The following is an 11,505-nucleotide window of genomic DNA, read 5'->3' on the forward strand; positions in this document are numbered from 1 at the left end:
TCGGAGTCGCGTTACGTCCGGTGGGCGATGCCCGCGAGCGAGAGGGCGGCGACGAGCGCCGCCACGACGCCGAAGCCGGGCGAGCCGCCGTCCTCACTGCCGGTGGTCGGCGTGCTCGTCTCCGTCTGTCCGCCGTCCGTGGCGGTCGCCGTTGCCGTCGCGGTCGCGGTCGTTCCAGCCGACGCATCGCCACGCACCGTCGCGTTCGCCTCGGCGTACGCCTCGGGGAACCAGGCCTGCGAGAGGTTCCGCATCACGTAGACGCTCCGGGGTGCGGGCTGGCTGACGTAGTTGCTGTTCAGAACGACCGTCTGGTTCTCCTGCACCGCGACGGTGTTCTGGTACGCCGGCGAGTCGGGGACCCGCGGCTCGGGCTGTCCGCTGTTGAGCAGCAGCCACTCGACGGTCAGGTTGGCGACGACCTCCGGGTTGATCCGGGCGTAGCCGGCCTGGGTGTACTCCAGGTCGGCGTTCGCGACCACGTTCTCCGCACCGGCCGTCGTGATGAGGTCGCTGATGTACGTGTTCGGGCCGGGGGTCGAGCCGTAGAAGACGTACAGCGCCTTCGGGGACGCCTGACCCTCGGCCGCGCGCTGGACGACCTCGACCTCGGTCTGCATCCACTCGACAGTCTCGCTCGCACCCTCACAGGCACCGACGAGGGAGCCGGTCAGGTTCACCTTGTCGTAGACGAACTCCATGCTGTTCGCGCTCCGGAACTTGTACACCGTGACGCCGGCGTTCCGCAGCCGTTCGACCGTGTCGTCGGGGACGACGTTCTCCGCGAGGACGAGGTCGGGCTGCTCCGCGACCACGCGCTCGACACTGACGAACGCCCGGCCGGAGCCGGAGACGTTCGCCCACGAGTCGGAGCCGTCGAGGTAGTTCGCGTACTGCGTCGCGCCGACGATGTTCGCGTCAGCGCCGAGTTCGACCATCGTCTGCGCCGAGGCCGGCCCGAGCGTCACCACCGAGTCGGGTGCGCCCTCGACCGTCACTTCGGTTCCCGTCGCGTCCGTCGCGGAGAACGGGAACGAGCAGTCCTCCTGTGCCGTCGACGCCGTGTTCGTGGCCGCTGACGGCGCCGCGGCCCCTCCGACGGGAGCCACGACGGCCGCGAGCGAGCCGACGAGCAACAGTGCCACCACCAGCGTCGTGCGTGTACCTGCCATCACCCGATACTCACGACGTATGCAATAAGTACTTACCTAAAGCAAGTAGATTTGTGAACCAGCACCAGCGATGCGTACAGACGTCCGAGCGGTCGTGTGGTCAGTGGGACTCGGAGCCCTGCTGCTGGCGACGATAGCCGTCTGCACGGCGGTCGGCCCGGTCGACATCGCGCCGACCGCCGTGCTCGCGGCCATCCTCAACGAGCTGTGGCTGCCGACGGGCGCACGCCTCACCGATGGCGCTGTCCGCGTCTTCGGCGTGACCCTGCTCCCGTTCGGGGTCGGCCTCCAGACCACGCACCCGTTCGGGTTCCACGTCGCGGAGACGACACGAGTTATCGTCGTCTCACTCCGCCTGCCTCGCATCGCACTCGCCGCCATCGTCGGCTTCGCGCTCGCAGCAGCCGGCACGGTCATGCAGGGGTTCTTCCGGAATCCGATGGCCGACCCCTCCATCGTCGGCGTCAGCTCGGGTGCGGCCGTCGGTGCGGTCACGTTCATCACGCTCGGCGGTGTCATCCCGTTCGTCGGGGCCGCCGTCCCGTTCGGCATCGAGGGCGCGGCGTTCGTCGGCGCCGTCGCCGCCGCGTTCCTCGTCTACACCATCGCGACCGAGGGCGGCCGGACGCCTGTCGCGACCCTGCTCCTCGCCGGTGTCGCCGTCCAGACGTTCCTCGGCGCGGTCGTCTCGTTCCTCATGGTCACCAGCCCCGAGGGGACGCTCCAGCGGGCGTACTACTGGCTGCTCGGCGACCTCGGGATGAACGCCGCCTGGGAGCCGGTCGGCGTCGCGTTCGTCGCCGTCTCGGCGTGCTTCCTCCTGCTCCTGCCTTTCACCCGGGACCTGAACGTCCTGATGCTGGGTGAGGAGGACGCTCACCACCTCGGCATCGAGGTCGAGCGCACGAAGCGCATCCTGCTCGCGGTGTCGAGCGGCATCACGGCCGCCGGCGTCGCCGTCGCGGGCGTCATCGGCTTCGTCGGACTCGTCGTCCCACACGCGATGCGGCTCGTCGTCGGCCCGGACCACCGCGTGCTCCTGCCGACGAGCGCGCTCGCGGGCGCGACGTTCCTCGTCGTCGCCGACACGCTCGCGCGGTCGACCGCCGAGGTGCTCCCCGTGGGCATCGTCACCGCCGCCGTCGGCGCGCCCTTCTTCCTGTTCCTGCTCAGTCGCCGGGAGGTGCACGCGCTGTGATCGACGTCGACGGCGTCTCCGTCTCGTTCGGCGACGCGACGGTCCTCGACGACGTGTCGCTCTCCGTCGAGCGGGGGACCTTCCTGGGGCTCGTCGGCCCGAACGGTGCCGGGAAGACGACGTTCCTGCGGGCAGTCAGCGGGGCGCTCCCGCCCGACGCCGGGACCATCGCCCTCGACGGTGACCTGCTCGACGAGCTCGGTTCGAAGGCGGCCAGTCGTCGGGTCGCCGTCGTTCCGCAGGACACCGCCGTCTCGTTCGGCTTCACCGCCCGGGACGTGGTCGCGATGGGCCGCACACCGCATCGAGGTCGCTTCGAGCCCTCGTCGCGCGAGGACAGCCGCGCCGTCGACGAGGCGTTCGCGCGCGTCGACGCCGAACACCTCGCAGCCCGCCGAATCGACGAACTGAGCGGTGGCGAGCGACAGACGGTCACCATCGCCCGTGCGCTCGCACAGGAGACCCCGATACTGCTGCTCGACGAGCCGACGGCCAGCCTCGACATCAACCACCAGGTAGAGACGCTCGAACTCGTCGCCGACCTCGTCGCTGACGGCAAGACCGTCGTCGCGGCCATCCACGACCTCTCGCTCGCGGCCCGCTACTGCGACGAGCTCGCGCTGCTCGCCGACGGAGATATCGTGGCTACTGGTTTACCAGAGTCGGTGCTGACGCGTGACCGACTCGCCGACTCGTTCGACGCCAGGACGGTGCTCCGACGTGACCCCGTCACCGAGAGCCTCGGCGTGACCACACTCGCACGGCAGCCCGACGCCGTCGAGCGGTCGGTCCACCTCGTCGGCTCCGGCTCCGTCGCCGCCCGGACCCTGGAACGACTGGTCGGCGCGGACACCACCGTCACGGTCGGTCCCGTCGCCCCGGGCGACGCGCTGGCGGAGACGGCGTCCCTGCTCGGCGTCGAGACCATCGAACGGTACCCCCACGAACCGCTCGACGACCCGACCCTCACGGCCGCCCGCGAGGCCATCGACGGTGCCGCCGTGGTCGCCGTCGCGAACCCCGGCCTCGTCGCCGGCGACGACCGGCTCTACGAGCTGCTCGCTGGCCGGTCGCCGCTTGTCGTGGTGGAGGAGACAGGCGATAGACAGCCGGCTCCGGAACGTGCCGAATCACGAGCCGAAAGCCTCCGCCTGCGCGGCGAGGCGACCGACGTACGCGGTGTCGTCGACGCGGTCGGACGCGCGAGACCGCTCGTGGAAGCGGACGACTGAGGGCGTCCCAACGTTCAAGCGGGAACCGTCCCAATCCCAGACGATGGACAGGAGGCCGTGGCTCGCACTCGCACTGGTGCTGTCGATGGTGCTCGCCGGCTGCGGCGGCACCGCTGGTGTCCAGACGCGGGACCCGTTCTCGGTGCCCGAGACCTCGGCCCCCGACCCCGCGGAGGACGACTTGGTGCCGGTGGACGCACCGTTCTCACCGGACCCGACGGAGAACGTCCTGGGCGACCCGTCGGTGTTCCTGGACTCCCAGGCGACCCGACTCGATGGGACGAGCTACACGCTGGACTACGAGCTCGACGTCCGGTACGAGAACGGGACGACGTGGAACAACGTCGTGGTCGACGCCCAGTTCGCCCGCAACCGGAGCATCTACGTCTCGAACGTGACCCAGCGCGGCCGAAGCCTGAACGTGACCAGACTCGCCTACGGGAACGGGAGTGTGCTGTACGCAGCCCAGGGGACGGCTGGCCTCTCGCCGGCGGCTGCGAACTTCTCCGTCGTCCGGACGGTCGACGGCGCGCCGGTGGAGCCAAGCGAAGGCGTGACGCTGCGTGCGCTCCGACCGGAGTTCCTCTACAACGGGTTCGCGTCGATGAACGTGGCCGACGTGCGTGAACTCGACCGGACCCCGGCCGGAATCAGGGACCAGCTGTTCTACGTCCGTGCCACGGAGGTCACTCAGCCTGATACCCTCGCCAACGATGCCTTCTCCAACGGTGAGGGCGTCCAGGTCGAGAACGCGACGCTCGAAGCCATCGTCGCCAGCGACGGGTTCGTCCACGAGTACAGCATCCGGTACACGGTCGTCCGCGAGGACGGCACGCGGCTCCACGTCTCTCGACGGCTCGTCTACCGACACGTGGGCTCGACGAACGTGACCGTCCCGTCGACCTGGGGCATCGACAACGCGACCGTCACCCGGGGCTGACGAGCCGTTCGGTTACGCGTCGATCGCGTAGCCGCGGTCCCGGAGCAGTTCCACGACGCGGTCACCGTGGTCGCCCTGGACTTCGATGTGGTTCTCCTTGACGGTGCCGCCGGTGCCGAGTGCTGACTTGAGGTCGCTCGCGAGGTCGCTGAGGTCCCTGTCGCCCTCGAACCCCTCGACGACAACCATCTTCTTGCCGTACCGACGTTCCTCGGTCCGAACAGACAGTGTCTGGGTCGCGCGGTCGAGGTCGGCCGTCGGGTCGTCGGGGACGTCGAGACCCTCGAAGGGGTCGTTGTCACTCATACAGACGACACTGTTGGTGGGCACGACGTAAGAACGGTGGCGGCGCCGTCTCAGTCCATCGGGTTGCGGACGAGTTGCCCGTGTTCGACCTTCATGCACCGGTCCTGCACGACGTCGACGCCGGCCGCCTCTGCCTCTCGCGCCGCGCCGGGGTGTCTGATACCCGGCTGCATCCAGATCGCTCTCACGTCCTCCCGGTCCCGAGCCTCGTCGACGATCCCCGGAACCTCTTCGCTCGGCCGGAATATCTCGACCGTGTCGACAGGCCCCGGCACTGCGGAGAGCGAGTCGAACGCTGGCCGGCCGAATATCTCGTCGGCTGTCGGATTGACCGGCCACAGTTCGTAGCCGTGGCGCTGCAGGTACGCGGGGACGATGTGAGCTGCCTTCTCGAACGACGTGGATGCTCCGACGACGGCAACCCGGTCATAGCCGAGTACTCGGCGGAGCTCGTCCGCTGACTCGAGGGGCATACCAGCGATAGCGCTCGGCGAGAAATCAGTGTACCGGCGGGCGAACCGACTGACAGGCCCAACCCCGTGGAATCCAGGTGCAACGGTGCCGTCTCCACTATTTCGGTGCCATCCCCCGGATACACCCAATTTGATATAGCGATATGTAATTTATCCGACTCGCGCCAATCGCTTCCAGAAACGTCAAAATTCATACACCGAGGCGTTCAAACGTCTCAGAGCAGCCGGTAGACGTTCGATTCGTACACCGAACGCACCTGGCCGCCCCAGTTGTGGGTGTACGTGTCGATGATGTCGCTCGCCACGTCGCCACGGAGGTACTTGACGATACCTCGGTCCCCGGTCCGGTCCCGGAGGTGCGTGGTGAAGAAGTGCCGGAAGTAGTGGGGCGTGACGTTCTCGGCTGCCCCACCGCCGTCCAGGTACCACCCGTGGTCCCTGGCGTGTCGCTCGACGACGTTCCTGACCGCCTGCGTGCTCAGCCGAACACCCCAGTCCCCGCTCGTCGAGATGAAGAGAGGCTCTGCGGACGATCTGGCGTCCGGCCTGATGGCGAGCCACGACTTCAACACGCCCGCCAGCTCGTCGTCGACGGGGATGACCGTCGCCCGTTTGCGCTTGTTCGAGGCCGAACGCTCCTCGCCGTTGTAGGTGTGGCCTCTCGCCGGTTCGGCCGCCACGTACAGCGACTCCGGTCGCCCATCGAGCTGCACCCGGCCGCCGAGGTCGAACTCGCTCGCCAATTCCGGGTCCGAGAGGGCGAGGTCGCGTAGGTCGAGGTTGCAGAGTTCACCGACACGCACGCCGGTCTTCAGGAGCGTCACGACGACTGCCCGCTCCAGCGGGTGCGAGATCGACGCCACGAACGTCCGCATCTCCGGCACCGAGATCTCCCGTCGCGTCGGGTCTTTATCGATGGATTCGTCCATCTCCTCGACCACGAGCGCCATCGGGTTGGCGTCGAACTCCCCGACCTGGGTCATGTAGGCGTAGAACCGGTGGACGTAGGAGGCGTAGGAGGCGACGGTACTCGGGGCGTGCTTTCCTCTGAGGGAGTGCACCCACGCCATGCACTCCCTGCGCCCGGCTTCCTCGGGCGTGAGCGCCTGTCCGCTCGGGCCACGCCCCTCGTCATCCAGAAACGCCTCGAACCGCCTGAGAACCCGCTCGTAGGCCTCTCTCGTCCGCTCGGACTTGCCGTGGTACTCCTGGTCTTCGAGGTAGTACGAGACGGCGTCGGTCATGCGTCGTCCGTGGGGACGTAGCCCCCGTCACGGCCGCTGTATCTTAGTTTCCCGGCCTCCTGAAGCGTTCCGAGTGCGCCGTCGAGTCGGTCCTCGACGTCGTTCGTCACCGCGGCGACGAGGTCGTCCCACGTCTGGGGGTCGTCGCGCTCGTGCAGGATGCCGAGTACCCGGTCCGCCAGCTCGCCGTCGTCGGAAGCTATCGACTCGTTCGCTCGCCCTTCGGGGTCGGTATCGGGTGACTCGTCGAGCTCGAACGAGCGTCGCCCCGCCTGGACCATGGTCCGAACGAACTCGCTCTGACTCATCTCCAGCTCGTCGGCCTCCTCGGCCCACCGTTGCTTCTGGTACGACGGAACGTACGTCCGGACCGCGGTCCGCGTCGCCTCCTCATCCTCGCTCACGACCCAAACACCTCTGTCAAGTTACAGGAAATGAGGCGTGTCTGCAACCCCGGTCTAGGGGGTCGAACCCCGGGGGTTATGCAGCCAGAACCGGGTTCGCCGAATCGGGGTTCTACCCATATTCCGTTCTGCCTCCGAGGACACGTTTCGTCTGGTCGCTCACCGCCGTTCAACTGATGGCCGACCGTCGGATCGGCTGGTCCACTCATCCGTTCGAGGCGACTCGCGCCCCGGTAATCAATCTATCCCCAGAAGCATGGATAAAAGACCTTATCCGTATTACTAGGTGCTCCATACCTCGTGCTATGTATTATTATCAAATAATCTGGACCCATAAATCGTGTCTACTGGGGCCAGAGATACAGATAATTATTTCCAGCCCTGTTGTCTCAACTTGGTCTGGTTCGAGGGACGGTTATCGCCGCCACCATCGTCGTGGGTTTCTCAACCACGTGTTGCATTCGGCTGGAACGACTGCTGGGGGAGGGTGCCCACGGTTCACTCTGGGACGGTAGTCTGGGGCGACCCATCTGGTGTGTTCCTCGATGTACATTCGAACGGATGGAACCGGGGCACCTCCAGGCAGGCCGATACCGCAATTGTGACGACGGGGTCGACCGATAGCCACGTCCAGGAGTCCGGGCCGATAATCTCGCGGTGCGAGCGTATCGAGACGGTCGAGACTGCGGGTTCTCGTTGGGGATCTCGGGTGCAGAGACGGATCCTGAGACTGGTCGAGTAAAAACTGATAAACCGAATTTTGCTATATAGAACGCGTGGTGCGGAGCGAACTCACTGGACCGCGAGCTCTGTCTCCACGTCACCGAACAGCGCCGTAACCGCGGCATCGCCGTCCGTCGATTCTTCCACGTTCTCCATCAGTACCGTCTCGCTGGGGAACAGCTGCGTGCCGAGTTCGAGCCCGTGGTCACGGGCCGTACCGCCGGTCATCGTGAGGTAGACGCCGACGCCCGTCTCCGCGATACCCGCTTCCTCCTCCTGACCGTCGCCGGGATAGCAGAACTCGACATCCTGCATGACGTCGGTGCCGAGGACGGCCTCGACCAGGCGTTCGTAGCGCGGTGAGATGCAGAGCTCGCCCTCGTACTCGGCGACGAACTTCCGTGTCGCCCCGTCGGCGCGGTAGCTGTCGAGAAGCTCGGGCGTCGCCATCAGCGTGTGGTGTACTGTATCACCCAGTCCCGTGACGACCCGGACGTCGGTGTCGTGCGGGTCGATGCGGGCGTTCACGTCCGCGATGCTGTCGAGGGGCTCCGGCCTGAGTGCGACGACCTCCTCGAGGACGAGGTCCGCACTGTCGAAGCCGAACGCGAACGAGTGGGTCCGGAGCGAGCGGAACGGCTCCTCCCGACCGACGAGCTGGATTGGCCCGGTCTCGGTCTCGACCGTGACGCTGTCGAAGACGACGCGACGGGGGAGCCCATCGCGGTCGTCACGCAGCAGGGTGAACTCCGGTCGATGCGGATGGCCGAGGTCGCTGTAGTCAGCGAGCCGTTCGTACACGTTGCGGGGGTCCTCCGCGCGCCCCTTCGTGATCGCCTTCTCGTACCGGAGCGTGGAGATGATCGAGTCGGCGAGTTCGGTCGCGTCGGCGCGTGCTGCGACCCGCTCGAGAACTGCCTCCAGCGGACGCCCCTTCCGCGGGACTGCGACGGCTGTCGTCTCGGCCATTTCGCGGACGAACGGCTTCGGGGAAGAAAACGTGTTCGTTCTCAGCTGAACATCTCGCCGAGCTGGTCACGCCAGTCCTGGATCTCGGTGACCTCCTCCTCAACCTCGTCGACCCGGGACGCGACCTCGCCGAGGTCGTCCTCGAGTTCGGTCACGTCGGCCTGCACGTCGTCGATGCTGTCGGTGGCGTCGGCGATGTCTCCCGACAGGGACTCGGTCGACTCGTCGAGGTCGGTCCGGAGCTCGGAGACGTCATCGGACACCGCCTCGATTTCGGTCTCGAGGTCGGTCACGTCCGCCTCGACGTCCTCGACGGACGAACGCACGTCGTCCACCTCGTCGTAGAGCGAGGTGATCTCCCCGTCGTGGGTTTCGAGGTCCGCCGAGAGGGTCGAGACCTCGTCCCGAAGGGAGCTGACCTCTCGCTCGTACTCCTCTAGGAGCTGCTGGGCGGTGCCCTCCTCGTCGAGGAACTCGGACAGGGCGTCGGAGTAGGCGGCGACCTCCTCGACGCGGGACTGGAGGTGTTCGACCTTCGCGATGTCGGTCCCAGTGCTCTCGACGTCGAGTGCCTGCCGGAGGTCATGGCGCTCGGTCTCGGTGAGCGTCCCGTTCCGGAGTTCCTCGACGAGTGCGGTCGCGACGCTCCCCTCGACGGCGGGCGCGGACTTCGGGTCAGCCTCGTCCTCGGCCGCTTCGTCGGTGTCGTCGGCTTCGGTGTCCGCCGCTGTGTCGGTCGCGTCGACCTTCGCCTCGGCCGCTCCGTCGGCATCGGCTTCGACCTCGGGCTGGTCCTCCACGTCGACTTCGACGTCTCCGTCGGCATCGGCTTCCGCGGTGTCGGCTTCCACATCCTCCTCGGCAGCTGCATCGGCCTCCGGGGTGTCGGTCTCGGCCGCTGCATCGGCCTCCGCTGCCTCCGCATCCGGTTCGGCGTCGTCGGCTTCCGTCTCTGGTTCGTCGATGTCGAGGTCGATCTCGGGCTCGTCCTCGGTGTCGCTCACCTCGACCTCCTCCTCGGCGGCCTCGAGGTCGAGTTCGATGTCCGGCGTGTCCTCGTCGTCCGCGTCGGGCTCCGCCGGCTCGCCGAGGTCGAGGTCTACGGAGCCGCCGTCGCCCGACGCCTCGGCGGCGTCCGCGTCGGCGGCGGTCGCAGCCTCGTCCTCCTCGAGGCCGGGCATCTCGTCCTCGCCGGAGAGCATGTCCTTGACGACCTGGTTCGAGTCGCTGGAGACGATGTCGTCGATGGTGGTGTCGCCCTCGACCTCGGCCTCCGCGTCCGCCTCGGCGTCCGAGTCGTCGCCCTCGGCGTCGATCTCCGTGAGCCGGGGGTTGGTGAGGAACTTGGCTGCCTCCGACTCGTCGTCGATACGGATGCCGTAGACGGTCGTCACCTCCTCGCCGGGGTCGAGCGTGCGCTCGTACTCGACGTGGTGGTCCTGGAAGGCGGTCCAGTTCTCGCTCTCGTAGTCTGGGTGGAACCCGACCCCGTCCATCGGGAAGTCCGTGGGTATCTCCTCGTGAATCCGGATCGTGACGGTCTCCTCCCGGCCGGAGGTGATGCCGAACCGGATAGCGGGGACCGGGAACTCGTCGGCCTCGAACGACTTTGCGACCGAGATCCCATCCGCGTCGACCTCGATTGTGGTATCCTCGTCGACCTCGCTACTCATACAGCCACGTACCTGCACCACGAACATAAAGGAAACGGGCCGACCGTAATCCACCGAAGTGACAACCCTTAGGGCGACGGCTTGCGCACGAAGGGGTATGACAGTGAGCGACTGGGGTGACTGGCTGCCCCGCGCCGTCGAGGACGCGTCGCCCGAGGGCATCGCGGTCTGGTATCTCGGCTGTAACGGCTTCGTGCTGAAAGCCAGCGACGGGACGACGCTGTTCGTCGACCCGTACGTCGGGCTCGGGGACCCCCCGCGGACGGTCCGTATGATTCCGGTGCCGTTCGACCCCGCGGACGTCACCGAGGCCGACGCCGTCTTCGCGACCCACGAGCACACCGACCACGTCCACGGCCCCAGTCAGGCACCCATCCTCGAACGGACCGGGGCCACGTTCTACGCGCCCGACGACAGCCTCGTGGTCGCCCGCGAGGAGGAGTCCTGGGCAGACGACCACGCCATCGACGACCACCAGTTCCACGAGGTCCGCGAGGGGAACACCGTCGAGGTCGGCGGCTTCTCGGTCCACGTCGAGCCCGCCCGCGACCCCGACGCGACCCACCCGGTCAGCTACGTGTTCGAACACGACAGCAGGACGGTCTTCCACGGCGGCGACACCAAGCCCAGCGACGAGTTCGAGGACATCGGCGAGCGGTACGACATCGACCTCGGCATCCTCGCCTTCGGCACCGTCGGGAACATCCCCGACAAGGAGACCCGCGAACCCAAGCGCACGCGCTGGTACAACGACGAGAACCAGGTCGTCGAGGCCGCAAGCGACCTCCAGTTCGACCGGCTCCTCCCGAGCCACTGGGACATGTGGAGGGGCCTCACTGGCGACCCGAAGGTCCTGCACCATCACGCCAAGAGCTTCGAGTCCCCGGAGCGCCTCGAAGTCGTCGAGATCGGCGACCGCGTGAACCTCTGACCTCCGGGGCTGTAGTCGGCTGGGGAGGTCCGAGGCGCGGTCGTGGACGGGACGCCCCCGTGAGCGAGCGTACGAGCGACCGGTGGCTCGTCGGCCCGCAGGTCCGACGTTGGGACTGAAAGCGGGGATTCCCAGCTGTTTCTGTCAGCGGTTGTTCTCGTCACTGTCGTGGCTTCTCGGCTGTTCGGACTGTCCGCGCTCGCTCCGAATACGACCCCAAGCGCAGCACGAACGCATTAG

Annotated in this window: 11 protein-coding genes; 4 read left to right on the plus strand and 7 right to left on the minus strand. The window is 67.2% G+C overall.

Going from position 1 to position 11,505, the window contains the following annotated elements; all coding sequences use genetic code 11:
* Positions 1–11: 11 nt before the first annotated feature.
* Positions 12–1,172: a PGF-CTERM-anchored ABC transporter substrate-binding protein gene (locus tag BLT27_RS03130; protein WP_089731579.1), complete on the minus strand. Its 1,161-nt coding sequence runs from the start codon at positions 1,170–1,172 to the stop codon at positions 12–14.
* Between the two features lie 70 nt (positions 1,173–1,242).
* Between BLT27_RS03130 and btuC the strand changes: the two genes are divergently transcribed.
* Genes btuC through BLT27_RS03145 form a run of 3 tightly spaced genes read left to right on the plus strand, consistent with a single transcriptional unit; the run spans position 1,243 to position 4,542 of the window.
* Positions 1,243–2,370: a vitamin B12 ABC transporter permease BtuC gene (btuC, locus tag BLT27_RS03135; RefSeq protein ID WP_089731580.1), complete on the plus strand. Its 1,128-nt coding sequence runs from the start codon at positions 1,243–1,245 to the stop codon at positions 2,368–2,370.
* Positions 2,367–3,602: an ATP-binding cassette domain-containing protein gene (locus BLT27_RS03140; protein WP_089731581.1), complete on the plus strand. Its 1,236-nt coding sequence runs from the start codon at positions 2,367–2,369 to the stop codon at positions 3,600–3,602. Before btuC ends, BLT27_RS03140 begins: the two co-directional genes overlap by 4 nt.
* A 43-nt stretch (positions 3,603–3,645) precedes the next feature.
* Entirely contained in the window at positions 3,646–4,542 is an 897-nt protein-coding gene (locus tag BLT27_RS03145; RefSeq protein ID WP_089731582.1) for a hypothetical protein, read from the plus strand.
* Positions 4,543–4,554: 12 nt separating this feature from the next.
* Here BLT27_RS03145 and BLT27_RS03150 read toward each other — a convergent pair whose 3' ends face one another.
* From BLT27_RS03150 to BLT27_RS03175, 6 genes are all read right to left on the minus strand, one after another.
* A complete protein-coding gene (locus BLT27_RS03150) occupies positions 4,555–4,848 on the minus strand; it encodes an SUI1 family translation initiation factor (protein WP_089731583.1) in 294 nt (97 codons plus the stop codon).
* Positions 4,849–4,898: 50 nt separating this feature from the next.
* Positions 4,899–5,321 carry a CoA-binding protein gene (locus BLT27_RS03155; RefSeq protein ID WP_089731584.1) on the minus strand — a complete coding sequence of 141 codons (423 nt, stop codon included), beginning with the start codon at positions 5,319–5,321 and terminating at the stop codon, positions 4,899–4,901.
* Positions 5,322–5,536: 215 nt separating this feature from the next.
* A complete protein-coding gene (locus BLT27_RS03160) occupies positions 5,537–6,565 on the minus strand; it encodes a tyrosine-type recombinase/integrase (protein WP_089731585.1) in 1,029 nt (342 codons plus the stop codon).
* On the minus strand, positions 6,562–6,969 hold the full coding sequence (locus BLT27_RS03165; protein ID WP_089731586.1) for a DUF5805 domain-containing protein: 408 nt from the start codon (positions 6,967–6,969) through the stop codon (positions 6,562–6,564). The genes BLT27_RS03160 and BLT27_RS03165 overlap by 4 nt, the downstream gene beginning before the upstream one ends.
* Positions 6,970–7,761: 792 nt before the next feature.
* On the minus strand, positions 7,762–8,661 hold the full coding sequence (locus BLT27_RS03170; protein WP_089731587.1) for a phosphoribosyltransferase HisG-related protein: 900 nt from the start codon (positions 8,659–8,661) through the stop codon (positions 7,762–7,764).
* A 41-nt stretch (positions 8,662–8,702) separates the two neighbouring features.
* On the minus strand, positions 8,703–10,334 hold the full coding sequence (locus BLT27_RS03175) for a hypothetical protein (RefSeq protein WP_089731588.1): 1,632 nt from the start codon (positions 10,332–10,334) through the stop codon (positions 8,703–8,705).
* Between the two features lie 97 nt (positions 10,335–10,431).
* Here BLT27_RS03175 and BLT27_RS03180 point away from each other — a divergent pair, with 97 nt between their 5' ends.
* Positions 10,432–11,265: an MBL fold metallo-hydrolase gene (locus BLT27_RS03180; RefSeq protein WP_089731589.1), complete on the plus strand. Its 834-nt coding sequence runs from the start codon at positions 10,432–10,434 to the stop codon at positions 11,263–11,265.
* Positions 11,266–11,505 lie beyond the last annotated feature (240 nt).

The organism is Haloarchaeobius iranensis (assembly GCF_900103505.1).
GTDB classification, from domain to species: Archaea; Halobacteriota; Halobacteria; order Halobacteriales; family Natrialbaceae; genus Haloarchaeobius; species Haloarchaeobius iranensis.

What these genes read in the sequence shown, in the direction of transcription:
- BLT27_RS03155 (WP_089731584.1), bottom strand. Translation starts at nt 5,321, where the DNA reads ATGCCCCTCGAGTCAGCGGACGAGCTCCGCCGAGTACTCGGCTATGAC.
- BLT27_RS03145 (WP_089731582.1), top strand. Translation starts at nt 3,646, where the DNA reads ATGGACAGGAGGCCGTGGCTCGCACTCGCACTGGTGCTGTCGATGGTG.
- BLT27_RS03180 (WP_089731589.1), top strand. Translation starts at nt 10,432, where the DNA reads ATGACAGTGAGCGACTGGGGTGACTGGCTGCCCCGCGCCGTCGAGGAC.
- BLT27_RS03175 (WP_089731588.1), bottom strand. Translation starts at nt 10,334, where the DNA reads ATGAGTAGCGAGGTCGACGAGGATACCACAATCGAGGTCGACGCGGAT.
- BLT27_RS03160 (WP_089731585.1), bottom strand. Translation starts at nt 6,565, where the DNA reads ATGACCGACGCCGTCTCGTACTACCTCGAAGACCAGGAGTACCACGGC.
- BLT27_RS03130 (WP_089731579.1), bottom strand. Translation starts at nt 1,172, where the DNA reads ATGGCAGGTACACGCACGACGCTGGTGGTGGCACTGTTGCTCGTCGGC.
- BLT27_RS03150 (WP_089731583.1), bottom strand. Translation starts at nt 4,848, where the DNA reads ATGAGTGACAACGACCCCTTCGAGGGTCTCGACGTCCCCGACGACCCG.
- BLT27_RS03170 (WP_089731587.1), bottom strand. Translation starts at nt 8,661, where the DNA reads ATGGCCGAGACGACAGCCGTCGCAGTCCCGCGGAAGGGGCGTCCGCTG.
- btuC (WP_089731580.1), top strand. Translation starts at nt 1,243, where the DNA reads ATGCGTACAGACGTCCGAGCGGTCGTGTGGTCAGTGGGACTCGGAGCC.